This window comes from Providencia sp. PROV269 (genome assembly GCF_028477785.1).
GTDB classification, from domain to species: Bacteria; Pseudomonadota; Gammaproteobacteria; order Enterobacterales; family Enterobacteriaceae; genus Providencia; species Providencia rettgeri.
Genome location: NZ_JAMPLV010000004.1, coordinates 195,426 through 220,661, shown reverse-complemented (window position 1 = coordinate 220,661; position 25,236 = coordinate 195,426). Strand labels below are relative to the sequence as shown.

22 protein-coding genes are annotated in these 25,236 nt (G+C 40.2%); 11 read left to right on the top strand and 11 right to left on the bottom strand.

Features of this window, described 5'->3' with window-relative positions:
* From lepB to acpS, 6 genes are all read left to right on the top strand, one after another.
* On the top strand, positions 1 to 966 hold the full coding sequence (gene lepB, locus PR683_RS07435; RefSeq protein ID WP_004912796.1) for a signal peptidase I: 966 nt from the start codon (positions 1 to 3) through the stop codon (positions 964 to 966).
* Between the two features lie 303 nt (positions 967 to 1,269).
* On the top strand, positions 1,270 to 1,950 hold the full coding sequence (rnc, locus tag PR683_RS07430; protein WP_004912793.1) for a ribonuclease III: 681 nt from the start codon (positions 1,270 to 1,272) through the stop codon (positions 1,948 to 1,950).
* Positions 1,947 to 2,855, top strand: a complete 909-nt coding sequence (gene era, locus PR683_RS07425) for a GTPase Era (protein ID WP_004912791.1) — start codon at positions 1,947 to 1,949, stop codon at positions 2,853 to 2,855. The genes rnc and era overlap by 4 nt, the downstream gene beginning before the upstream one ends.
* 11 nt (positions 2,856 to 2,866) lie before the next feature.
* Positions 2,867 to 3,595, top strand: a complete 729-nt coding sequence (gene recO / locus PR683_RS07420; RefSeq protein WP_004912788.1) for a DNA repair protein RecO — start codon at positions 2,867 to 2,869, stop codon at positions 3,593 to 3,595.
* Positions 3,596 to 3,890: 295 nt separating this feature from the next.
* Positions 3,891 to 4,622 carry a pyridoxine 5'-phosphate synthase gene (pdxJ, locus tag PR683_RS07415; RefSeq protein WP_004912787.1) on the top strand — a complete coding sequence of 244 codons (732 nt, stop codon included), beginning with the start codon at positions 3,891 to 3,893 and terminating at the stop codon, positions 4,620 to 4,622.
* On the top strand, positions 4,622 to 5,014 hold the full coding sequence (gene acpS / locus PR683_RS07410) for a holo-ACP synthase (RefSeq protein ID WP_123382549.1): 393 nt from the start codon (positions 4,622 to 4,624) through the stop codon (positions 5,012 to 5,014). The genes pdxJ and acpS overlap by 1 nt, the downstream gene beginning before the upstream one ends.
* 246 nt (positions 5,015 to 5,260) lie before the next feature.
* Here the strand turns inward: acpS and PR683_RS07405 are convergent, their stop codons facing one another.
* The 3 genes from PR683_RS07405 to PR683_RS07395 form a co-directional block, all read right to left on the bottom strand.
* Positions 5,261 to 5,707 carry a hypothetical protein gene (locus PR683_RS07405; protein ID WP_004912779.1) on the bottom strand — a complete coding sequence of 149 codons (447 nt, stop codon included), beginning with the start codon at positions 5,705 to 5,707 and terminating at the stop codon, positions 5,261 to 5,263.
* 236 nt (positions 5,708 to 5,943) lie between these two features.
* A complete protein-coding gene (locus PR683_RS07400; RefSeq protein WP_004912777.1) occupies positions 5,944 to 6,204 on the bottom strand; it encodes a YfhL family 4Fe-4S dicluster ferredoxin in 261 nt (86 codons plus the stop codon).
* Positions 6,205 to 6,744: 540 nt separating this feature from the next.
* Positions 6,745 to 7,065 (bottom strand): hypothetical protein, encoded by a 321-nt coding sequence (locus PR683_RS07395; RefSeq protein WP_227024226.1) that lies wholly within the window; start codon positions 7,063 to 7,065, stop codon positions 6,745 to 6,747.
* Between the two features lie 302 nt (positions 7,066 to 7,367).
* On the opposite strand from PR683_RS07395, the gene leuE reads away from it, so the two are divergent.
* The gene (leuE, locus tag PR683_RS07390; RefSeq protein WP_004912773.1) at positions 7,368 to 8,015 is read left to right on the top strand and encodes a leucine efflux protein LeuE; all 648 of its coding nucleotides are present in this window, start codon (positions 7,368 to 7,370) and stop codon (positions 8,013 to 8,015) included.
* 96 nt (positions 8,016 to 8,111) lie between these two features.
* A complete protein-coding gene (gene tadA, locus PR683_RS07385) occupies positions 8,112 to 8,594 on the top strand; it encodes a tRNA adenosine(34) deaminase TadA (RefSeq protein WP_109911452.1) in 483 nt (160 codons plus the stop codon).
* A 40-nt stretch (positions 8,595 to 8,634) separates the two neighbouring features.
* Here the strand turns inward: tadA and mltF are convergent, their stop codons facing one another.
* Complete coding sequence (gene mltF / locus PR683_RS07380; protein WP_272524222.1) at positions 8,635 to 10,299, bottom strand: membrane-bound lytic murein transglycosylase MltF; 1,665 nt, start codon at positions 10,297 to 10,299, stop codon at positions 8,635 to 8,637.
* A gap of 270 nt (positions 10,300 to 10,569) precedes the next feature.
* Here mltF and purL point away from each other — a divergent pair, with 270 nt between their 5' ends.
* Complete coding sequence (gene purL / locus PR683_RS07375) at positions 10,570 to 14,457, top strand: phosphoribosylformylglycinamidine synthase (protein WP_272578641.1); 3,888 nt, start codon at positions 10,570 to 10,572, stop codon at positions 14,455 to 14,457.
* Between the two features lie 115 nt (positions 14,458 to 14,572).
* Here purL and PR683_RS07370 read toward each other — a convergent pair whose 3' ends face one another.
* From PR683_RS07370 to PR683_RS07355, 4 genes are all read right to left on the bottom strand, one after another.
* Positions 14,573 to 15,220 carry a 3-keto-L-gulonate-6-phosphate decarboxylase UlaD gene (locus PR683_RS07370; protein ID WP_272581731.1) on the bottom strand — a complete coding sequence of 216 codons (648 nt, stop codon included), beginning with the start codon at positions 15,218 to 15,220 and terminating at the stop codon, positions 14,573 to 14,575.
* The gene (locus tag PR683_RS07365; RefSeq protein WP_209102003.1) at positions 15,217 to 16,047 is read right to left on the bottom strand and encodes a Cof-type HAD-IIB family hydrolase; all 831 of its coding nucleotides are present in this window, start codon (positions 16,045 to 16,047) and stop codon (positions 15,217 to 15,219) included. Before PR683_RS07365 ends, PR683_RS07370 begins: the two co-directional genes overlap by 4 nt.
* A 50-nt stretch (positions 16,048 to 16,097) precedes the next feature.
* The gene (locus PR683_RS07360; RefSeq protein ID WP_109911458.1) at positions 16,098 to 16,565 is read right to left on the bottom strand and encodes a PTS sugar transporter subunit IIA; all 468 of its coding nucleotides are present in this window, start codon (positions 16,563 to 16,565) and stop codon (positions 16,098 to 16,100) included.
* Between the two features lie 72 nt (positions 16,566 to 16,637).
* Positions 16,638 to 18,392: a PTS ascorbate-specific subunit IIBC gene (locus tag PR683_RS07355; protein WP_109911459.1), complete on the bottom strand. Its 1,755-nt coding sequence runs from the start codon at positions 18,390 to 18,392 to the stop codon at positions 16,638 to 16,640.
* Positions 18,393 to 18,794: 402 nt separating this feature from the next.
* Here PR683_RS07355 and ulaR point away from each other — a divergent pair, with 402 nt between their 5' ends.
* Positions 18,795 to 19,550, top strand: a complete 756-nt coding sequence (gene ulaR, locus PR683_RS07350) for an HTH-type transcriptional regulator UlaR (RefSeq protein WP_272537736.1) — start codon at positions 18,795 to 18,797, stop codon at positions 19,548 to 19,550.
* Positions 19,551 to 19,665: 115 nt separating this feature from the next.
* Positions 19,666 to 20,733 carry an L-ascorbate 6-phosphate lactonase gene (gene ulaG / locus PR683_RS07345; RefSeq protein ID WP_196719402.1) on the top strand — a complete coding sequence of 356 codons (1,068 nt, stop codon included), beginning with the start codon at positions 19,666 to 19,668 and terminating at the stop codon, positions 20,731 to 20,733.
* A gap of 114 nt (positions 20,734 to 20,847) precedes the next feature.
* Here the strand turns inward: ulaG and fbpC are convergent, their stop codons facing one another.
* The 3 genes from fbpC to PR683_RS07330 all read right to left on the bottom strand — a co-directional run bounded on the left by fbpC (position 20,848) and on the right by PR683_RS07330 (position 25,226).
* On the bottom strand, positions 20,848 to 21,897 hold the full coding sequence (gene fbpC / locus PR683_RS07340) for a ferric ABC transporter ATP-binding protein (RefSeq protein WP_123382552.1): 1,050 nt from the start codon (positions 21,895 to 21,897) through the stop codon (positions 20,848 to 20,850).
* 16 nt (positions 21,898 to 21,913) lie between these two features.
* On the bottom strand, positions 21,914 to 23,992 hold the full coding sequence (locus PR683_RS07335) for an ABC transporter permease (RefSeq protein WP_109911463.1): 2,079 nt from the start codon (positions 23,990 to 23,992) through the stop codon (positions 21,914 to 21,916).
* Positions 23,993 to 24,194: 202 nt separating this feature from the next.
* Positions 24,195 to 25,226: an ABC transporter substrate-binding protein gene (locus PR683_RS07330; protein ID WP_272571323.1), complete on the bottom strand. Its 1,032-nt coding sequence runs from the start codon at positions 25,224 to 25,226 to the stop codon at positions 24,195 to 24,197.
* Positions 25,227 to 25,236 lie beyond the last annotated feature (10 nt).

Genomic DNA, 25,236 nt, shown 5'->3' with positions numbered 1-25,236 from the left:
ATGGCTAACACCTTTGCCTTGATCCTAACACTGGCAACATTAATCACAGGGATTATATGGTGTTTAGACAAGTTTAAATTTGCACCTGCGCGTAAAGCAAAACTCAAGCAGTTACAGGATGCAACGAATGGCGCCGTGAGTGAAGCGGATGTGGCAAATGCTGTCCGCCGCCCATCGTGGCTTGAAACAGGGTCGTCTATTTTCCCTGTGTTGGCGATTGTACTGATTGTGCGTTCATTTATTTATGAGCCATTTCAAATACCTTCAGGGTCAATGATGCCAACGTTGTTAGTTGGTGATTTTATGTTGGTTGAGAAATTTGCTTATGGTTTAAAAGACCCAATTACACAAACGACGTTAATCGAAACGGGTAAACCGAAACGTGGTGATATCGCAGTTTTTAAATACCCAAGAGATCCTAATGTTGATTTTGTAAAACGAGTTATTGGAATGCCGGGTGATAAAATTATTTATAACCCAGATGCAAAGGAATTAACAATTTACCCGAATTGTGCAGATAACAAATGTACAGAGACCTTACCTATTGTTTATGGTCCTCTGGCGCCGAGTGAATGGACCATGTTCCTTGATATCGGTTCTGTTGTTGATAACCAAAAGGGGAATTATGAAATTCCATTAGACCAACCTCTACCAAGGAATGCGTTACGCCAGTATGAGCGTAGTGAAAAATTGGATACGGTTGAGCATCAAATTTTAATTATTCGTCAAGCAATTACTGAAGCTAAATATCTGCAACCAGGTATGCCGAAGAACGAATGGATTGTTCCTGAAAAGCACTACTTTATGATGGGTGACAACAGAGATAATAGCTCTGACAGTCGTATGTGGGGCTTTGTACCAGAAGAAAATTTAGTCGGTCGTGCAGTATTTATTTGGTTAAGTCTTGATAAACAAGAAAATGAATGGCCGACAGGTATTCGCTTTAGCCGAATTGGTCCACTATAATTTGAATAGTGGGTCTAGCCAAATGTTGGAAATGCGGGTTTTCATTTGAAAATCCGCATTAACCGAAGCATTATTGTTTTACCCAGTGTACAATATAGATTAATTAATATTATTGGCTCCCCAATTATTAACTCTCCTATTTTAACTTATTGTAACTAATGAATTTTTATAATTAGTTCCACTGAGCTGTAAAATATATGGAAGCATAAGGAGTCAGTGCAAACGCAACAGTTTTGTAAAATGGTGAATTTTACAGGTCTGTTGCGTGTGCTTTTTTATCAAATAAAAAATGGTTGGGCGCACATGAACCCCTCTTTATTAGAAAAATTACAGCGTAAGCTTGGTTATCAATTCAAGCAGAACGAGTTATTAATCCAAGCATTGACACATAGAAGTGCAAGTAGCAAACATAATGAGCGTCTAGAGTTTTTAGGTGACTCAATTTTGAGTTTTGTGATTGCAAATGACTTATACCACCGTTTTCCAAAAGTGGACGAGGGTGATATGAGTCGTATGCGAGCAACGCTTGTACGCGGAAATACATTAGCAGAAATCGCACGTGAATTTGAACTCGGTGAGTGTTTACGTTTAGGGCCGGGGGAATTAAAAAGCGGTGGTTTTCGTCGCGAATCTATCCTTGCTGATACTGTTGAAGCACTGATCGGTGGTATTTTTTTAGATAGTGATATCCAAACGATCGAAAGAATTATTTTAGATTGGTATCAAAGTAGACTGGTTGAGATCAGTCCGGGTGATAAGCAAAAAGACCCGAAAACAAGGTTACAAGAATATCTGCAAGGGCGCCATTTGCCACTACCTAATTATTTGGTTGTTCAGGTTAAAGGTGAAGCTCACGATCAAGAATTTACGATCCACTGCCAAGTTAGTGGTATTGACCAACCGATTAATGGTGTTGGCTCAAGCCGTCGTAAAGCAGAGCAAGCAGCAGCAGAGCAAGCATTGAAAATTTTGGAGCTTGAATGAGTGAATTACAATCCCACTGTGGTTTTGTTGCCATAGTTGGACGGCCAAATGTCGGTAAATCGACATTATTGAATCAATTACTGGGGCAAAAAGTTTCGATTACTTCGAGAAAGCCACAGACGACTCGCCATCGTATTATGGGGATCCATACAGAAGATAATTACCAAATTATTTATGTTGATACCCCAGGACTTCATATTGAAGAAAAACGTGCAATTAACCGTTTAATGAACCGGGCTGCATCCAGTTCAATTGGTGATGTTGAGTTAGTTATTTTTGTCGTTGAAGGGACTAATTGGACCGCTGATGATGAAATGGTATTGACTAAGTTATCTAGCTTACGTTGCCCTGTTATATTAGCAATTAACAAAATTGATAATGTGACTGATAAAACGATACTATTGCCTCATATTAGTATGATCAGTCAGAAAATGAATTTTTTAGATGTTGTTCCGATTAGTGCTGAAAAAGGTACTGGTGTGGATACAATTGCTAAAATTGTTAAACAGCATATCCCTGAAGCAGTACACCATTTTCCGGAAGATTACATTACTGACCGTTCTCAGCGTTTTATGGCATCTGAGATTATCCGTGAAAAGCTCATGCGTTTCTTAGGTGATGAGCTACCATATTCGGTGACGGTTGAAATTGAACAATTTAAGGTAACAGAAGCGGGTATTTACCATATCAATGGCTTGATTCTTGTTGAGCGTGAAGGCCAAAAGAAAATGGTTATTGGTAACAAAGGTAGCAAACTGAAAACCATCGGTACCGAAGCGCGTATCGATATGGAAAGAATGTTTGATAACAAGGTGCACCTTGAGCTTTGGGTTAAAGTTAAATCAGGCTGGGCTGATGACGAAAGAGCATTACGTAGCCTGGGTTATGTTGACGACCTAAAATAGTAGGTGGCAAAGTGAGTGGTTGGCAGCGTGCGTTTGTACTCCATTCAAGGCCTTACAGTGAGACGAGTTTATTACTCGATTTTTTTACTGAAGGCGAAGGAAAAATACGTTTACTTGCAAAAGGCGCTCGCCGTAATCGCTCACCATTAAGGGGCTGCTTACAGCCCTTCACACCTTTGCTAATCCGCTGGGGAGGCAAAGGTGAAATCAAAACCTTAATTAGTGCAGACCCAGTTTCTTTAGCCCTCCCTTTAACAGGAACCGTTCTATATAGCGGTTTATATCTTAATGAATTAACCGCGCGTGTATTAGAATTTGGTACACCATATTCTGCACTATTTTTTGATTATCTCTCCTGTTTACAAATTCTTGCTGCGAGTGAGCACACTCCTGAATTTGCCTTGCGTCGCTTTGAGCTAGCCTTGCTTTCTTACCTTGGTTATGGTGTTGATTTTTTACATTGTGCTGGTAGCGGGGAGCCCGTTTCTGACACAATGACTTACCGGTATAGAGAAGAAAAAGGATTTATTGGTAGTTTGGTTGTTGACCAGCTTAGTTTCACGGGTAAACAACTTAAAGCACTGGCAAGTCGCGAATTTCCTGATGCAGATACGCTTAAAGCAGCAAAACGTTTTACTCGACTTGCTTTAAAGCCTTATTTAGGTGGAAAACCTTTAAAAAGCCGAGAGTTATTTCGCCAGTTTACTTATTCGCCAGTTGTGCAGAACAAACAGAGTTGAAATTGTTTTTAATTTTATTTTTACCTAGTTTGTTATACCGCTAATACCCCTAATACCTCTATATATCCCTTTCTCATGTATCTTTTTAGCTGAACTGGCTTTATCAAACAATATATTTTTTTGTCGATATAAAATCTTACGAAGCGCTTCGCAAAAATTAAATACAACGACTGAAATAGGGTATGTATATTGGAATTTACTTCGAATGATGAGAGATTTATTCCCTCAGCACAGGAAATTACAGTAGGATAGTAGGCAGATAAGTTTATTAGCGTTTACTAATGAGGAATAAAAAATGGCAGAGCTTTTGTTAGGCGTAAATATCGACCATATTGCAACGGTTAGAAATGCAAGAGGAACTCAATATCCAGATCCTGTACAAGCTGCGTTCGTTGCTGAACAAGCGGGAGCTGATGGTATCACCATTCATTTACGTGAAGACCGCCGTCATATTACAGATAGAGATGTCACATTGCTAAATGAAACCATTCAAACTCGAATGAATCTTGAAATGGCGGTAACGGACGAAATGGTAGAGATTGCTTGTCGTATTAAGCCTGCATTCTGCTGTTTAGTACCTGAAAAACGGGAGGAAGTGACCACGGAAGGCGGTTTAGATGTCGCAGGGCAAAAACAGAAAGTTGCAGATGCTGTTAAACGCCTCACAGAAGCGGGTATTTTAGTTTCATTGTTTATTGATGCAGACCACGCACAAATTGATGCTGCGCAAGAGTGTGGTGCTCCGTTTATTGAAATCCATACAGGAGCCTATGCAGATGCTAAAACAGAACAGGAGCAAGAACTTGAGTTTCGCCGTATTCATGATGGCGTTATATATGCGGCGAGTAAAGGAATTAAAGTCAATGCAGGTCATGGCTTAACCTATCATAACGTTCAACGTATTGCTCAGTTACCTGAAATTTATGAGCTTAATATTGGTCATGCAATTATTGGCCGAGCATTGTTCAGTGGGTTAGCTCAAGCCGTTGCTGATATGAAAAAAATTCTGTTGGAAGCGCGTAAATAATGGCAATTGTAGGGTTAGGTACAGATATTGTGGAAATTGCTCGTATTGAGTCTATGATTGAACGTACAGGTGACAGCCTTGCTAAACGCATTTTAACGGAGGCTGAGTTAGTCCAGTACCAACAACAATCAAAGCCAGCTCGCTTTTTAGCAAAACGCTTTGCAGTTAAAGAAGCTGCAGCAAAAGCACTAGGTACGGGAATTCGCAATGGTCTAGCGTTTAATCAATTTGAAGTCACTAATGACAAGCTTGGGAAACCCTTATTGAGCTTAAGTGATGAGGCATTAACGTTGGCTAACTGCATACATGCAACACACTTTCATGTTTCGATTACCGATGAGCGGCATTATGCGGTAGCTACTGTGATAATTGAAAGTATTATGAAGAATTAAAGTCTTTCTAAGTAGTAGAAAAATATAGGTTATTTATTGCTTGTTTGATTAGCCAATAAATAACCTATTAAAATAAAAGATATATTATCTGAAAATAGAATACAATACTTATTTTAAGTTAAATATCTATGCTTAACGCTATGAAATAAAATGGCCATTCAATCAGTTAATAAAGAATTGACTGGCTAATAATACATCGCTTTGTAATTAGTTTAATTAAAAACTATTTTCCATGGTGAAATTATATTATTCTCTTACAAATTTTCTAATTTCCCACTCTAAAGTTCGCTGAGATTGTTCATAAAAGAAGAAAAATCCATTTTCAGCATAAATTGCTGTTCCTTGTTTAGAGTTTCTTTTATAGTCAAGAGAGTCAAATAGTTTTATAGAACCATTTGCATAAATAGTAAATATATCTAATTTAGACTCAGTGGTGTTTGTACATATAAGGAATTGTTTGTTTTGATTTGGTTCATAAACAACTTGGAGGTCATCATGGAAAGTATCTAACACTCCATCTTGTACAAAATTTTTAAGATCTATTTTTCCATCTTTTGTTATTTCATAAATAACAAAAGACTTGTTCTTAGCTATACCAATAAAGTAATTATAGTCTTTTACAGTATAAACTAAACTTGTGCTGTAATAATTATTAAATTTACTTTTTTGAACGCTTTCACTTGATTTGGTCATAATATCCCTCTTTGAAAATTGGTAAATGCGAGGGGTTAATGTATCAGAAAATATTTATTGTAATAGTAATAAATATTATCAGAATATAATGTTTATTAATCTTTGGTAATAAATTGTATAAGCGAAAACTTATATAAGCTTAAACTGATAAGAATTCATCATAGGAAGTAAGCTACTACTAAATATTATTATGTTTATTTTTTATAATGATGAATTCTTAAAGTAATCATAGAGGTTTAAATTTTGTCTGCGTGGTGGATCATAACAAATTTATCCCATAGCTGATCTTGGCTTTCGATATGATTGGGATCAATAATGATAGTATTGTTTATGGGACATACTGATTGGCAGGTAGGCTTATCGTAGTGCCCTACACATTCAGTGCATAGGTTTGAGTCAATCTCATAAATTTCGTCACCCATAAAAATTGCATCATTTGGGCATTCAGGTTCACACATATCACAATTGATACAGCGTTTTGTAATTAATAAAGACATATCAGTGACTTATACTCGACTAAGTTAAAAAATAGTAACTTATACCTTGCACCTATTCGTTACTTCTATTCAATTCTTGTGTTTTTGTGCAACCATTTTACATTGAAAAGCTTGAAAAAGTAATACTAAATTACAATACTTATTTTTCATATTATTTAAATGTAAGTTTTTTAAAGTCCATTGTTATGCAGAATGGCTATTTTTCCCTGAAAAATAGGAATATTCAAATCAAAATGGTTTGGTTAATGGAATGTAAGTGAGTTATTTGGTTTTACTAATATTTTTTTATTGCTGTTTGGTTATGGGTTTAGTATTAATTAAAACTGGATTATATTTTTAATAGGAAAGTTATGGTTTAAAAAGTTTGAAAAGGAAGCTGTTTTTAACTGAAAAGTTTTAATATTAAGATGTTTTTTATTAATTAATGATAAAAAATTCTTTTTCGGGTATTATGGGAAGTATGTTTAATTATTGTCAATAAGGGTCTTGTATTTGACCCTTATTTATTTTGAATTTTAACTTAAATATAATGCGATGTTATTATTCTTCTATCGAATAGCTATGAATTTTCCAGTTTTTATCTTTTTCTGCTTGGCTATATATATGAATAAGACCATTAGCGATATAAAGCGTTGCTGATTGAATTGTATCTCCAACGTTGAAGTTATCAACATAGATCGGCTGTATACCTGCTTTATCATCTATTTGGTACAATTCGACAATTTTTTCATTTAAATTATAACCATATAAATATTGTTTATTTTTTGCTGAATTATAGAATGCTTGAATGTTACTAAGGTAGGACCTCAGTTTTCCTTTTTGTACTGGTGCATTTGGGTCAACTTTACCATTATCTGCCATAGAGTATACAACGTAAGTTTTATCTTTTGAGTGCCCTAAAAAATAATTACGTTTAGCGGCACTAAAGGTCATCTTTGTTGGATAGAAATCTTCGAATGCTCCATTTTATACTAATGTTCTAATAATAAGCATATATTTATTCCTTCCGTTGTTAATAATGAATAAGCCTAGTAATCATAAATAAGTTTGATTTAAAATAATCTTTATTATCAGTTCATTTCATATATCTAATTAATTGAATAAATATTCACAAAGAGTGAAAGTTATGATAAAAATAATAAAAAAGATAAAGGGTCAAAAATATGTTCGAAAATCTTGGCGTTCTTAACTTCTGGACTTATTTGGCAGGGTTAGTTTTAATCATTATTGTACCAGGACCTAACTCATTATATGTATTAAAAACAAGTACATCGAGTGGCACTCGGTTTGGTTATCGGGCTGCTCTAGGGGTATTTACTGGAGATGCAATATTAATTTTCCTGTCATTTATCGGTGTCGCTTCAGTGATTAAAGCATCCCCGACATTATTTATGATAGTTCGCTATTTAGGTGCGGCTTATCTACTATATTTAGGCGGTAAGATTTTATATAGCACATTTATGTATAAAAAATCGCAGCCAAACGGTATTGATGCTATCCCAATTAAAACAGAAAAACACTTTACTCGCGCTCTAGTGCTGAGCTTAACAAACCCGAAAGCAATTTTATTTTATATTTCTTTCTTTATACAATTTGTTGACTTTAATTACTCACATGCATGGGTACCTTACCTTGTACTTGCGACGATTTTAGAATTAGTGAGTTTTTTATACCTGAGCTTATTGATTTTTAGTGGCTATTTGATTGCGCGTTTTTTGCGTGAAAAGCAACTCCTTGCAAAGCTTGGAAATTGTACGGTAGGCGCTTTCTTTATGGGGTTTGCAGCTAAATTAGCGATTTTTAGCAATTAAAATTAGGTTGCTATTACAGAGACAAAAGCATTTTAATTGCGGTCATTCTAACATTTGAGGATAATCGCGTGTAAAACGCATTGACCAGAGGTAAGAGTGACGCAAATTGAAATTGATGAGTATTGGATGCAACAAGCTATTGAACTTGCGCTAAAAGCACAAGATCTTGGCGAAATTCCTGTTGGTGCGGTCTTAGTTAAAGACAATCGTTTAATTGCTTCAGGCTGGAATCGTTCAATTATTGACCATAATCCAACAGCACATGCTGAAATTATGGCTCTGCAACAAGCAGGGCAAGTGCTGTCAAATTATCGGTTATTGGATACCACATTATATGTAACGTTAGAGCCTTGCATTATGTGTGCAGGCGCAATGATCCACAGCCGTATTAATCGTGTCGTTTATGGTGCTAAGGATTTTAAAACTGGCGCTTGTGGTTCCTACCTAGATATTATGGGGCAAGCCGGGCTAAACCATTATGTGGATGTGACTGGTGGTGTTCTAGAAGAGCAATGTTCTTCAATGCTGAGTGCTTTTTTTAAATTGCGTAGAGCGCAAAAAAAAGAACAAAAGCGCTAACACAGTAAAATTTAGCGCACTTATTTTATTTCAGCATGATTTATAGCGAGTTTTCAGGTGCTTCTGGTGGCGAGATAGGTGTTTCATTATCGGTCTCATCGGTATTTTTTGATGGGTGTAATGAAAGTAAATATTTTCCTAATGGCAGCCTTTTTTCATCAAGAGTTTTAGATGGCCGCGCCGCAGAACTCATTTTCCCTAAATTCGTCATACTAACTTTTTCAGAAATAGGGGACTGATTTTGCATAGCTTGAGATTCAGTAGTGCTATGGTTCTCAGGAGAAATCAAATAAATAAGTGACTTCTGGGCAATATCAAGAGCATGCTGTTTTCTTTCTTGGCTTTGTAAGTAACCCACTAAACTTTGATGATAACGACGAATATTCTCAACGTAACGATAAGCTTCGTGGCCACGTGCATAACCATAAGTGAGTTGTGAGTAATATTTTTTCTGCGTCAATAAAGGTAAACGGGCTTTTACATCTAACCACCGGTTAGGGTCTCCGCCTAACATTTCAGTTAATTTACGGACATCCTGCATATGCCCATACCCCATATTATAGGCGGAAAGGGCAAACCAGATACGGTCATCCTCTTCGATGGTTTCAGGTAAACGCTCCATAATATAAGCAATATAAGCGGCGCCGCCCTTTATGCTTTCTTCCGGGTCTAACCTATCTGCAATACCCATTGTTGTTGCGGTTGGCTTTGTTAGCATCATTAGCCCGCGTACCCCCGTAGGTGAGGTCGCTAAAGGATCCCAATGGGACTCTTGCCATGCAATAGCCGCTAATAATTTCCAGTCAATTACCTGAGCATATTTTTCAAATAGAGGTTGATACTCGGGGAGTTTATTATCAATGGCTTTAATAAATGCCATTGTGTCGAAATAATCGAAAGACTCTACATGGCTGAAATATTTTTCATTAAGACGTGCAAGTAATTCGCTTTCATGGCTGATGTTGAAGAAATCAAGCAACGCAGCATCTAAACTGTTTTCTTTACTACGACGCATATACCAAGTAACAGCATGATCATCCAATAAATCAAAAGCAACCGCTAATTGCGGGTGAATACGTTGCTGTAGTGCAACGGCAATAGAGTCTTCTAATGTGTAGTCAACCTCACCATCGGCAACCATTTCAAGGATTTGATTGGTATTGTATTTTGAGGTTTCTTCCCACTTTAGGTTTGGGTATTCCTTGGCGAGTTCCTTCAAGGTACTTGCATGCGCCGTACCCGCTGTTACCAATAATTTACCCGTTATTTCATTGAAGTTTTTGGGGCGATTTGTTCCTTTGCGATAGACAAGTTGTTGAGTGACATTAAGATAACTTGGACCAGTTTTTGTTTTGGCTAAACGGTCTTTGTTATACAGTAAACCCGCAACCGCGATATCGGCATCGCCATTTTCAAGGTCATCAAATATTTGCTCGAATGTTGGGCGGATGGTTATCTTGAGTTTAACGCCTAAGTATGAGGCAAAGCCTTGAGCCAGCTCGTAGTCGAACCCACGCAGCTGTTTCTGCTCATCAATATAGATAAGTGGCGAGCTAACGGCACTAATACGTAATTCACCTTGAGAAATAATTTTATTAATTTGTGAATTCTGCGTATTGGGCCAGCGGACGTTAAAACCGATGACCATAGTTGCTAGTAGCGCGATGACCACGATAATTAAATAGTTAACTTTTAAGTTATTCAAATAATAGTTTCTCGTGCATTGACTGGTGCTGTATGTCCATAAAAGAGTATGGCTAAGTAATGGTTATAATTCCAGTAGTCGGCTATTTTGCTCAACATTTAGGAACGGTGCAACCTATATTATCGTATTTAGCACAGAATAATATTTAACTAATCGCTTTATTTTTAATCACGCAAACGGTTTCGTATTGATGAACATTGCTCTATAATGTGTTCCGGTTTCCCTGCTTTCATGTTCAGGGCTGGCGTTTAAAAGAGAGAAATTAAGACGATGGAAATTTTGCGTGGTTCACCTGCTCTATCAGCATTTCGTATTACCCGCCTTTTGGCGCTGTTTGCAGAAAAACAGCTTCCTGTCACGGATATCTATGCTGAGTATATGCACTTTGCTGAATTATCAGCGCCGTTGAGTGATAGTGAGCAAGGCAAACTGAGCAGTTTGTTAAAGTATGGTCCTTCTCTGGCTGAGCACGAGCCATTCGGTAAGCTTATTTTAGTCACTCCTCGTCCGGGAACTATCTCTCCGTGGTCTTCAAAAGCCACCGATATTGCACATAACTGTGGTCTTCGCCAAGTAAAGCGTATCGAACGCGGGATTGCTTATTATGTTCAAGGTGATGCATTGACCCAAGAACAGTGGCATGAAGTGATCGCTATTTTGCATGATCGCATGATGGAAAGCATTTTTTCTTCTTTTGAACAAGCGAGCGCACTGTTTGTGCAGCAACAGCCGGCACCAATGAAATCCATTGATGTGATTACAGGTGGCCGCCTTGCATTGGAAACAGCTAACAGGGAAATGGGGCTCGCGTTAGCCGATGACGAAATTGATTACCTGTTAGAGGCATTTACTGGGTTAAAACGTAATCCAACGGATGTTGAGCTCTATATGTTTGCGCAAGCAAACTCAGAACATTGCCGCCATAAAATCTTTAATGCAGACTGGGTAATTGATGGTGAAAAACAGCCTAAATCACTGTTTAAAATGATTAAAAATACGTTTGAAAAAACACCTGACCATGTTTTATCTGCTTATAAAGATAATGCCGCCGTTATGGAAGGTTCGTCTGTTGGCCGCTTTTTTCCTGAACCTGAAGGACGTACATACCGCTACCACCAAGAAGATGCTCATATCTTAATGAAGGTGGAAACTCATAACCACCCAACAGCGATTTCACCATGGCCGGGAGCAGCAACAGGCTCTGGCGGTGAAATTCGTGATGAAGGCGCAACAGGGCGCGGCGCGAAGCCAAAAGCTGGTTTAGTCGGTTTTTCTGTTTCTAACTTACGCATTCCCGGTTTTGAACAGCCTTGGGAAGAAGATTTTGGTAAACCAGAGCGCATTGTGACGGCTTTGGATATTATGATGGAAGGGCCATTAGGTGGGGCGGCATTCAATAATGAATTTGGTCGTCCTGCGCTATTAGGTTATTTCAGAACGTATGAAGAAAAAGTTAACAGCCACAATGGTGAAGAATTACGTGGTTACCATAAGCCTATTATGTTAGCGGGTGGTATCGGAAACATCCGTGCAGATCACGTACAAAAAGGCGATATTACGGTTGGTGCAAAACTGATTGTACTCGGTGGCCCTTCAATGAACATTGGGTTAGGTGGCGGGGCTGCATCATCAATGGCATCAGGCCAATCAGACGCAGATCTCGATTTTGCTTCGGTACAACGTGATAACGCCGAAATGGAACGCCGTTGCCAAGAAGTTATCGACCGTTGCTGGCAGCTTGGTGATGATAACCCTATCTTATTTATCCACGATGTGGGCGCAGGTGGTTTATCGAATGCCATGCCTGAGCTGGTGAGTGATGGTGGCCGCGGTGGACGTTTTGAGTTACGTAAAATTCTTAATGATGAACCGGGCATGAGCCCGCTAGAAGTTTGGTGTAATGAGTCTCAAGAGCGCTATGTGATGGCAGTTTCACCTGAGCAGCTTTCTGTCTTTACGGCGATTTGTGAACGTGAACGTGCGCCATTTGCCGTGATTGGGGAGGCGACTGAAGAGCGACATTTAACACTGAATGATGAACACTTTTCTAACCAACCTATAGATATGCCTTTGGATGTTTTACTGGGTAAAACACCAAAAATGCTGCGTGATGTAACAACATTAAAGGCAGAGCCCGATTCATTAGATAGAACAGCGATTAATTTAAATGAAGCGGTGAAGCGTGTTCTACATTTGCCTGCAGTAGCTGAAAAAACATTCTTAATCACCATTGGTGACCGCACAGTGACGGGTATGGTGGCACGAGATCAGATGGTTGGCCCATGGCAAATTCCTGTTGCTGACTGCGCGGTAACCACCGCTAGCTTAGATAGCTACTATGGGGAATCCATGTCAATAGGTGAAAGAACACCAGTAGCATTGGTAGACTTTGCTGCATCAGCACGAATGGCAGTTGGGGAAGCATTAACTAATATCGCATGTTCTTATGTGCAAGATTTAAAACGCGTTAAATTGTCGGCTAACTGGATGGCAGCAGCTGGGCACCCTGGTGAAGATGCAGGTCTATATGAAGCGGTTAAAGCGGTAGGAGAAGAACTGTGCCCTGCGTTAGGTTTAACTATCCCAGTTGGTAAAGACTCCATGTCAATGAAAACGCGTTGGCAGCAAGATGGCGAAGAACGCGAAATGACCTCGCCACTTTCTTTGGTGATTAGTGCATTTGGTCGTGTTGAAGATGTTCGCTTGACAGTGACACCTGAATTAAAAGTAACTAATGATAATGCCTTGTTATTAATTGACCTTGGGCAAGGCAATAATGCGCTGGGCGGCTCTGCGCTCGCACAGGTATATCGTCAGTTAGGTAATAAAGCCCCTGATGTACGCAGTCCTGAAGTATTACTTGGCTTCTTTAATACAATTCAGAAGTTGTTATCAGAGCAAAAACTTCTAGCCTACCATGACCGCTCAGATGGTGGTTTATTCGTCACTTTAGTAGAAATGGCTTTTGCGGGTCATTGCGGTATTAATGTTGATATCAGCTCTTTTGATGAAGACACGCTTGCGGCGTTATTTAACGAAGAGCTAGGAGCAGTCATTCAAATTAATGAAGCCGATAGAGCGTATGTAGCAGAATGTTTTGAGCAAGCAGGGCTGGCAGGTTGCGTTCATTATTTAGGTTCTGCAATACATGATGATGTCGTGATTATTAATAGCCGAGATACGGTTGTATATCGTGAATCTCGTAGTTTATTGCGTCAATGGTGGGCTGAAACTACTTGGCAAATGCAACGCTTGCGTGATAACGAAGTGTGTGCAGACGAAGAGCATGCGATGAAACAGGATAACCAGGACCCTGGTTTGAATGTGAAACTGACGTATGACATTGAAGAAGACATCGCAGCGCCGTTTATTTTGTCAGGCGTGCGCCCTAAAGTGGCTGTTTTACGCGAACAAGGCGTGAACTCGCATGTGGAAATGGCCGCCGCTTTTGACCGTGCTGGTTTTGATGCGGTTGATGTGCACATGAGTGATTTACTTGCAGGTAACTTGTCTTTGGAACAATTCCAAACATTGGTGGCTTGTGGTGGTTTCTCTTATGGGGACGTATTAGGTGCGGGTGAAGGTTGGGCAAAATCTATTTTATTCAATAATAAAGTTCGTGATGAATTTGCTACGTTCTTTAACCGCCCAGATACCTTATCTCTTGGGGTGTGTAATGGTTGCCAGATGATGTCGAACTTACATGAGCTGATCCCAGGTGCGGAATTCTGGCCTCGCTTTGTACGTAACCGTTCAGAACGTTTTGAAGCGCGCTTTAGTTTAGTAGAAATTGCGAATAGCCCATCGTTATTACTGCAAGATATGGCAGGCTCTCGTATGCCTATTGCTGTTTCTCATGGTGAAGGGCAAGTGGAAACACGTGCAGCGGCACATTTACAGCAATTAGAAGATAACGGGCTGGTGGCGATGCGTTTCGTGAATAACTATGGCCAAGTGACAGAGGAATATCCAGCTAACCCGAACGGGTCAGTTAATGGAATTACTTCGGTGACATCGAAAGACGGCCGTGCAACGATTATGATGCCGCATCCTGAGCGTGTTTTCCGTACGGTAAGCAACTCATGGCACCCTGAAAATTGGGGAGAGGACAGCCCATGGATGCGGATTTTCCGTAATGCACGTAAGCAATTAGGTTAATAAATCACAAGCTCGATAGATTGTTGAAAAGGCCAGCTATTTTGCTGGCCTGAATTTTAATCGAGCTAGTTTTAAACGGAAAGGTTGGTTTTTGAATCAGAATTATTCCTAATTACTATTTCCAAAAACGGTTGATTTGCTCACGTAATGCTTCTGCCGTTTTTTTACCCTTATCGCCCACTAATGCACGGCCAGCAATAAAGGCTTTGGCCTTGATACCGTTAAATAAATGGATATCCTCCGGCACGATACCGCCAGTAATGGACAGTTCTAGCCCTAAATCAGACAGTTTTCGCATTTTTTCGATATCTTCATTGGTCCAGCCAATACCGGCGAGTTCAGCATCGCGGGAGCGGTGGTAAATCGCTTGGGAAATACCTAAATCGACCCAATTTTTGGCATCTTCAAAAGTCCAATTACCATAAATTTCAATTTGGATCTCACGATTAAACTCATCGGCAACTTTTTTGCAGGCAGCAATAGTGGCAATATGCGCCGCGGCTGAGACTGTGATCCAATCTGCTCCTGCTTCAAATGCCATTCTCGATAAAATGGCTCCCCCATCGGTGGTTTTCATATCGCAAACCAGAATGTGATTAGGGTATTTTTGACGTAAAGTAGAGACCGCATTCATGCCATCAGCGAACGCTAAAATTGTACCCACCTCAATAATATCAACGAAAGTGTGTACATTTTCAGCCACTTCGAGTGCGGCAGGTAAGGTGGTTTGGTCTAATGCAATTTGGATCAAAGGCTTTGTCATTGTGATTGTCCTAAAATATTTTCATGGATTAGACGCGCAAGGCCATCACCGTTATTATCTGTAGCACAGATAGCATTCGCATGGGATTTCACCGTGTCATCGGCATTTTTCATTGCTACGCCTAGGCCCGCTAGCTCAATCATGGAGATATCGTTGTGGTTATCACCAACAGCGATAACTTGGTTTGAGTTATAACCCTGAGAGTTAAGATATTCTGCTAAACGCGTTCCTTTGTTATTGCCTTTTGCGGCAAAGTCGAAACGGTTTGACCATGATTTTTCGGCATTAAAAGTTTGTTTAATCCAAGGGGAATTTAAGAAACGTTCTAACGTAGACGGTTCACCTTCGACGACGAACTTCCAAATATAGTCAGCCTGCTGGACTTGTTCTTCAAATGAATCAATGCGATAAATTTTCGGTGGATGAGCCATGGTTGAGTCGTTAGCCCACTGTTCCATTGTACTCATGTAATCGATAGGGTCGATTTTTGAATACACCATGGCATCGGTGATGTACATCACCATTTTCAGTTTATCGTTCTGTGCTAATTCGATGAATGTCAGTGCATTCTCTTTGGTAAGGGCATTGTGCGTGATAACTTTTTCATTTTGGTAATCATAGATATAAGTACCATTGCAACAAATAATCGGCGTAGTTAGCCCGAGTTCATCATAGTAGGGGCGGGCAGCAGTATGGTGGCGACCAGTGACTATCATGACGTGGCATTGTTTTGCTGCTTGTTGAATGGCTTGTTTGACTGCAGGGTGGATCGTATGTTCTTGAGTTAAAGCCGTTCCATCCAAATCAAGCGCTAATACGTTATACATAGTTGATTACCTCTATCGCTAATTAATGATTTTCTTTTATTTTCATTAAATTAGCATAATGCTTGATCAATAACCTGATAAACATCATCAATCGTGCGGCAACGGCGTAGTTTTTCAAGATCAACGCCAGTTTCACTGTCTTCATCATCGAGAACACGAGTGACTTCCATCAGACCTTCCATATGTTCATCGGATGAACTGCCTGCCAAGGTGATAAGTACGTCAACAGGCTCATCTTCGCCATCAAAAACAATCGGTTTTTCCAGTGTGACTAAAGCAAAAGCGGTTTTTAGTACCCCGTCTTCAGGCCTTGCGTGAGGAAGCGCTAAATTAGGTGCGATACAAATATAAGGCCCAAGTTTTTCAATACTGTTGATAATTGCTTTATGATAGCTAGGTTTTATCGCACCTGAAGCGATGAGCAAGTCTGTGCCTATCTTAATGGCATCACGCCAGTTATCAGCGGATGCTTGTAGCTGTATCGAATTATTGTCGATTAATGATTGTTTAAATCCCATCATTGCCTTCCTATTTTTATACATTAAGTGAATAGATACCGTTATGAGCGATATCTATACCCATGAGTGATGCTATTTATTCCCTATAAAATTGGTATGTATGATATCGAGTAGTTCATCACCAAATGAGTTGGGGTTGAGCATATTTTGTACGCCAAGAATGAATTTACCATCACCCGGATCCATTTCTGCACTAAGGTGTTTAGAGGAAACGATAATATCAGTTGCTGGTAATTTCGATTTATAATCGGAGACTGCACAAGAATCCATCACATGAGGAATGCCTTTCTTTTCGAGGTACTGGCCAATTTTCATTTTCATCATCATGGACGAGCCTTGTCCATTGCCGCAAACCGCTAAGATACGTACAGGCTTAGTACCATTATGTTCAATAGATGCAGCTTCGACTTCTTCATTGGTTTCCATTTCAGTTTCGATTGGGTTTTGTGCATCTTCTTCGGCGCGAAGTTTCTTTGCAGCAAAATACATATAGACAAGGGAGAGGGCGACAACGACAAAGAAGAACATTTTAGAGAAGGACAAACCTTGCATAATGACAGGGAAGGCGAGGGCCCAGTCGGCCATACCCATCCAACCACTAAAGTCCGTACCTTGGCTATTAATTAAGCTGATTGCCCAAGCTGAACCCAATACTTCAATGATACCCATCACGAAACACACTTTCATGACGGCTTTCCAACCCCCAAAATGGTTGGCAAAAATACCGATAGTGGCGTTCGAGAAGAACATAGGGATAAAGCCTGGAATGATCATAATGGGGGAGTTGAATGCCAACATACCGAGTACCGCAACAAATTGCCCGATAGCACCCCACATAAAACCAAATACCATGGCATTAGGGGAGAATGCATAGATAGCGGCGCAGTCAATCGCAAGAACAGCATTGGGGATCACGCGCTCTGAAATACCTTTGAAAGCTTCAGATAATTCAGCGACAAACATGCGTACACCGGTAACAATGATTTGGATGGCAACGGCAAATTTTAAACCCGTTTCAATGATATAAATAGTCCAGTGAGTGGTACCTGCCATGGTTTGTAGGTTGGGAATGCCAAAAGAAATCAGAATAACGCCAAAGAATAAGGTCATCACAATGGCGGTGGCGGAAATGCTGTCATGGAATATATGCAACCATTTGGGCAGTTTTAAATTATCTACGCTGTCTTTTTTATCGCCCAGTTTCGGAGCAACTTTAGTGGCTATCCATGAAGCAAATTGTTGCTGATGACCTATTGAGAACCCAGCACCTCCCGTCACTTCTTGCGTCGGTTTAAACATAATATTGGAGGAAATACCCCAATACAGTGCCATTAATACCGCAGAATAAATAATGGTTTCCCACATGCTCGTCCCGAGTACAAAATAGAAAACAGCGATCAAGCCTGCTTGTTGAAACATAATATGCCCTGTCAGCATAATGGTACGAATACCGGTGACGCGGCGGAAAAGGACTAAAAGAATATTAATTGCGAGAGCTAACAACACGGTATAGCCCACCCATGAATAGTTATCTCCCATCGCTTCCATGGTGGCCATCATTGATGTATATGGGTCAATAACTGACCCTGTAAGTCCATGGTATTCAGACATTTTTTCGATGACGGGTTTAAAACTGGACACTAAGGTACTGGCACCCACGCCAACTAGCATAAAACCAACAATCGTTTTGATTGTCCCTTTGAGGATTGTCGTGCCATCGCGCTTTAATAGCCAATAACCGATAAATGTGACTAAGCCTAATAATAGAGGCGCTTTTGTCATTACTTGGCTGTAAAAAATATAGAAAGCGTCGTATAAAAAATCCATATTTTTACCTCTAATCAAATTGTATTTGTAATTTATCTGGGTCAGAGATTAATCATATTGATCGTATCTGGTGTTATTGCGATATAATCATTTAAAGCGACTAATCAGTCTCGCAAAAATCAAATGTGATCATATGTAATCATCAATTGCTCTTTTTTGATTGTTCTCATTTGTGCGTTTTTTTACCAGCAAAAAAATAAATAAATGGCGACCTGATCACGTAAAATTTAAAATTATCTTATATATCAATAGAATAAATTTATATTTGTCAAATGTTGTTTTTTTACCTGAGCAAAGGTTGACAATAGTAAGTGAGATAAATAGAATCAAAACCAATCACCAATAATCATTTTGAATCATAATCCATCATCAAGGTGATTATTAACTAATAAGGCGATGATTATGAATGAAGTGCAAAGACACAATGAAATATTGTCGTTATTGGAAACACATCGAGTGATCAATGTTTCTCATATTACCGAACAATTTAGTGTGTCTCCTGCAACAGCTCGTCGTGATATTTCAAAGTTAGATGAGCAAGGTAAATTGCGGAAAATCCGTAATGGCGCTGAACGTATTGAAAATAAAAAACGCAAGTGGACACCGTTAAACATTAACAGTACCGAGCACTATGAAGAAAAAGCTGAAATCGCAATTAGAGCGGCAGAGCTTTGTCTTCCTGGGGAAAGCGCTGTCATTAACTGTGGTTCTACCGCGTTTATGTTAGGGCAGCAATTATGCGGGAAAAACGTACAAATTGTGACTAATTATTTTCCATTAGCGAGCTATTTGATTGATCAAGACCATGATGACGTCATTCTAATCGGTGGGCAGTATAACAAAGCACAAAACATTTTTTTGAATCCGGCTTTGAACACGTTAATGGGTTATGCAGGTAACTGGATGTTCACATCAGGGAAAGGGTTAACGGAAGCTGGATTATATAAAGCTGACATGCTGACTGCGGTTGCAGAGCAGCAAATGCTTGACCAAATTGATAAATTAGTTGTTGTTGTAGACAGTTCCAAAGTGGGTCATCGAACCGGAATGTTATTTTGCCCAGCTAATAAGATAGATGTTCTTATTACTGGAAGAAATGCCAACTCTGAGGTTATCAAAGCGATTGCCGCACAGGGCACGCGAGTGATACTGGTTTAATTCCGTCGTATACCTAATTTTTAACATTTAAACCAATTCAGCCTTCATGCCTTAATTTCTCGATTAAGGCATCAGGCTCCCTACATCTAAAATTCTTGAAAAAGGTATTATGACTATGAGCAAAGTTAATGAAATCACACGTGAATCTTGGATTTTAAGTACATTTCCTGAGTGGGGAACGTGGCTAAATGAAGAAATTGAAAAAACGGTTGTTGAACCTAATACCTTTTCAATGTGGTGGCTAGGATGCACAGGGATTTGGTTAAAAAGTGAGGGAAATACCAATGTTTGTATCGATTTTTGGTGTGGAACAGGGAAAAAAACACAAAAAAATCCATTGATGAATAAGCAACACCAAATGATGCGCATGGGGGGAGTTGAAGCGCTACAACCAAACTTACGAACCGCAATTTTCCCTTTAGACCCGTTTGCCATTAAAGAAGTTGATGCGATTCTAGCCTCTCATGACCATGCTGACCATATTGATGTCAATGTGGCTGCGGCGGTAATGCAAAATTGCGGCGACCACGTTAAATTTATTGGTCCTCAAGCCTGTGTAGATTTATGGATTAAGTGGGGCGTACCAGTAGAGCGTTGTGTAGTCGCCAAAGTTGGCGATGTACTGGAAGTAGGGGATATGAAAATCCGTGTGTTAGATTCATTTGACCGCACAGCATTGGTGACATTGCCACAGGGTGTTTCTTCCACTGATAAGCAAATTTTAGATGGCATGGATTCTCGTGCGGTGAACTACTTGATAGAAACAACTGGCGGCTCTATTTATCATTCCGGCGATTCACATTATTCAAACTATTATGCGGCGCATGGTAACCGTTACAATATTGATGTCGCACTGCTTTCTTTTGGCGAAAACCCACGTGGTGTGACGGATAAAATGACGTCATCGGATATTTTACGTGCAGCAGAATCATTAGATTGTGAGCGGGTTATTCCATTCCACCATGATATTTGGGCAAACTTCCAAAATGACCCGCGTGAAATAGAAGTGTTGTGGAATATGAAAAAAGAGCGTTTGCAATATAAATTTGCCCCGTTCTTTTGGCAAGTGGGTGGGAAATATACTTATCCAACCGATAAAGACCGCATGCATTATCAACATTTCCGTGGCTTTAGTGATATTTTCAAAAATGAACCTGAATTACCATATAAAGCATTTTTATAATTAATTGGTTTGTTAAGAAAAGCAGAAGGGGAAACTTTTCTGCTTTTTTAATTGGACTTAATAACGAAAAAAACCGTCACCATGAAGTGACGGTTTAAGTGATTGAATTAGAAATTATTCTTTTTCGGTTAAGATAAACATGCCGTATGGGTGGATCTGCAAATAAAGTTTTTCCCCAATAGTGGGTTGCAACTGCGTCGCATTAATTTGCAGTAACATAGATTGACCGTGCCAATCAACAGTGACCTCGTATTGAGGTCCCATATAAGCAACGTGAGTAACTGTGCAGCATTGGCTATCTTCGCCTTGCAAACTCAGTGTGATGGCTTCAGGACGAACCCCCACAGTCACCGCAGTTTTATCTGTAACAAACTGCTCTGGACGCGGTAAACGATAATTGAAAATATCCACCGAGTCAGCGCTAAGAGTTGCAGGGAAAATATTTGCATCCCCCATAAAGCTCGCCATAAATTTTGACGCTGGCTGGCGGTATAGCTCTTGCGGTGAACCTAACTGCATGATTTTCCCTTTATTCATCACTAGAACCATATCCGAAACCGCAAAAGCCTCGCTTTGGTCATGGGTGACATATAAAGAGGTGATATTGAACTGTTGCTGTAACTCACGAATTTTTTCACGCATGCTACGACGCAAATTTGCATCCAAGTTACTTAATGGCTCATCAAATAATAGCACTTTAGGCTTGAGTATCAATGCACGAGCTAAGGCTACACGCTGCTGCTGACCTCCAGAAATTTGGTCAACAAAACGGTCAGAAAAACCGGCCAAATCCACTAACTCTAATGCTTCTTCAACTCGTTTTTTAATTTCCGCTTTGGGTAATCCTAACATTTTTAAGCCATAACCGACATTATCCCCTAACGACATATGTGGGAATAGGGCGTAGGATTGGAAAACCATACAAATATCACGCTGTTGAATTGAACGGTCTGTCACATCTTCGCCATCAATAAACATGCGGCCTTCAGTGGGTTTTTCTAACCCCGCCACTAGGCGTAATACGGTAGTTTTACCGCAACCGGATGGGCCGAGTAGGGTCACCATGCTACCTTGCGGAATAGAAAGACTTAAATCATCGATGACGGTATTGTTGCCAAAGCGTTTAGTCACATTTTTTAGTTCAACAAAATTATGTTGTGTCATGTCAGTTACTCCGTGATTACTCTGCATTTTTGGCTTTGGAACGTGAAACACGGGCTTCGCCAATCAAATAGTCAAATAAGAAAATAATTGCCAACATTACGACAATCAGGATTGAGCCATAGGCAATAGCAACGCCATATTCACCGTCTTCTACACGGTTCAAAATATAGGCTGTAGCGACGCGAGTATCAGGAGTAACCAAGAATACAATCGCACTGACCGTGGTGATCGCACGGACAAAGCTATAGATCAGCGCTGATAAAATGGCTGGGCGCAACAATGGCAGTAAGATAAAGAAGATGGTACGCATTGAACCCGCCCGTAAGCTGAGAGAGGCTTCATCCAACGATTTATCAATTTGCCCTAAGCCTGCAATACCTGCACGGATCCCGACAGGAACGTTACGCATGGTCATTGATATAATGACGATAGCGGCAGTTCCCGTTAAATAAAATGGGGAATCGTTAAAGGCTAAGATGTATGACACGCCCGCAACTGTTCCCGGTACGGCAAAGCACAGCATCGTGGTAAATTCGATGGTCTTTTTACCGCGGAACTCTTGGCGAACCACAATATAGGCAATTAATAAACCGAGGATCGCGGTGATGGGGGCGGCAATACCGGCGTACAGAAGGGTATCCAACAATGATGGCCACGCACCATCGCTCATTCCTTGACCGAATAATTTTATAAAGTTATCGAAAGTTAAGGTGTAATCAACACCCCAGTTAACGGTAAAGCTACCGTAGAAAATACTGCCGTATAACAATACGTTAAATGCAACCCAAATCGCTAAGAAAGTGGTCACAGTGGCAATTAATGACGTTGGTAAAGGCTGAACATCACCACGGTAAGATTTTCCTGATACGGTGACATAGGAGCGTTTACCTATCCACATATACTGCACGCAGAAGACTAATAGTGAGAACACTAATAGTGATGCACCCAAGGTACTGGCGGCTTGATAATCCAGCTGTGAACCGGTGATATAAAAGTAAATTTGCGTTGCGAGTACGTCGAAGTTACCGCCTAAAACCAATGGGTTACTAAAGTCAGCAAGCGATTGCACAATGACGATTAAAAATGCGTTCGCCAAAGCAGGTTTCAGTAATGGCATAAACACATTAAAGAACGTTTGGTAGCGGTTTGCCCGCAGTGTGTACGACGCTTCTTCTAATGATGGATGAATGGTTTTAATTGCCCCATCTAAAATCATAAATGACATAGGGGTAAATGCGAGGACTTGAGCCAACCAAATACCGGTGAAGCCATATAACCAGTTGGTATTTTCCAGACCCATATAGGTCGCAAGGAATTCAGTAATATAGCCCGAACGCCCCATCATCAAGGTGACCCCTAAGCCAACCACAAATGGCGGAGTGACGATAGGCAAAATAGAAAAAACACGGCCAATGATGGCAGAGCGTTTAGCAATACGCGTCGTATAAATGGCTAAAATTAAGCCAAAGAAAGTACAGCCAGCCCCTACCGCTAACGATAAAAATACTGAGTTAATAATAACTTGGACAATATGAGATTGCGTCAAAATTGCCACAAAGGCGAATGGTGCAAAGTCCCCATTTCCATCAGTAAACATCGGAATGAAAATAGCGACACTCGGGAACACAATAAACAGGGTTATCAAAGCAACAACGGTGATTAGCGAGCCAATAACGAATTGGTCTCCACCGAGCCACTCAAGTCGAGTTAACGCCAGTGTCATCACCATACCCAAGGCGATAAATAGTACAATAGTTGAGTAACCTAACCCTTTTCCTTCAAAATAGGAGGTTAAGATCACCACGGCTGCGGTGACAACCGCCACGCCAATATCGAAATAATGGCGGGTTTTATGGTAACGATCCGCTGGTGTTAACGGGCGAATAAATAAAATAGAAGGCAATAAATACCAGAGCCAGCTAATGTTTAGGTTGCTCCAACCGTAAGCCGCTATGATTTCGTCTTGTGTTGAGTCAAGTACGCCATAGTCTAAGCTCCAAGAAGGCAGCAACGCGAAACCTAGCCAAGCAATCAGCAGCCAAAAAAATATGCTATCTTTTTTGGTTGAGGTCGATAAGGTTAGGGTTTGAGACATAGTTCCCCCTAAGCTCGTCATATATTGCGCTGTCACAGTGTTGGCTTCACTCCATTACCCCAGTCACATACTTTTGTATGCGTTTAGGGATAACGTCATGCGGCGCTGGCGACAACTCAAATTATTCAGAGCTTAATTAAATTTAATTTTTATTTTAGTTTAGTAAGAGCTCAGTGCGGTGGATGGCCACCGCACGAGATAGCTATTTGCTCATTTTGACTTCTGTTACCCATTTATTGATAAGGTTCTTACGGACATCAGAATCACCGTATTTGTCCATATCGTAATTAATTAGGTTTAACTCATTGAGTTTTAAAGAAATAGGAGATGACTCAGCTGTCGTATTGGTTAAGATTTGGTAAGATTTTCCTTCTTTCCAACTTAACTCTTGGGCTTCTTTCGATAAGACGAAATCAACAAACAGTTTCGCGTTATCCATATTGCGTGCATTTTTCAGGATACTGATCCCGCCAATTTCATAGCCAGTACCTTCGCATGGTGCGATAAGCTCTAATGGCGCGCCATTTTCCACTTCTAATGAATAATCATGTAAAAAGCCAATACCAATGGCCGACTCACCGCGAGCGGCGTTACGTGCTGGGGCAATACCTGACTTAGTATATTGAGAGATATTTGAGTTTAATTTTTTAAGGTAATCAAAGGCTTGCTCATTACCCCATAATTGGTCGAAAGTGGCTAATGCGGTATAAGCGGTTCCTGAACTTTGTGGGTCTGCAATTTGAATTTCGCCTTTATATTCAGGTTTGGTTAAATCTTTCCAGCAAGTTGGGATAGGTAACCCTTTCTCTTTTAGGCGGTCTTTGTTAACGCCAAACCCTAAAATACCGATGTAAACTGCGGAAGAGTAATTACCTTTACGTTTTGCAGGGTCTTGGAATTGTGGCATGATTTCAGCCAGATTTGGCGATTTGTATGGTTCAAGTAAATCCATTTCCCCTGCTTGTGAATGTGGGTCTAATGTACCGCCGTACCACACGTCAGCTTGTGGGTTTCGTTTTTCAGCTTCGATTTTGGCTAACGTACTGCCAGAACCATTACGTACAAAGGTGGTTTTGACATCATATTTCTTAGCAAAAGCTTGTGTTTCAGTTTCACACATGGCGTTAGTGGCGCTACAGTAAACAACTAAACGGCCCGCAGCATTTGCAGTGGTAGTAATAGCTGCAAGGGATAAGCCTGCAGCAACAAGCGTAGAGAGAGTTTTCAGTTTCATTGTCAGTCCT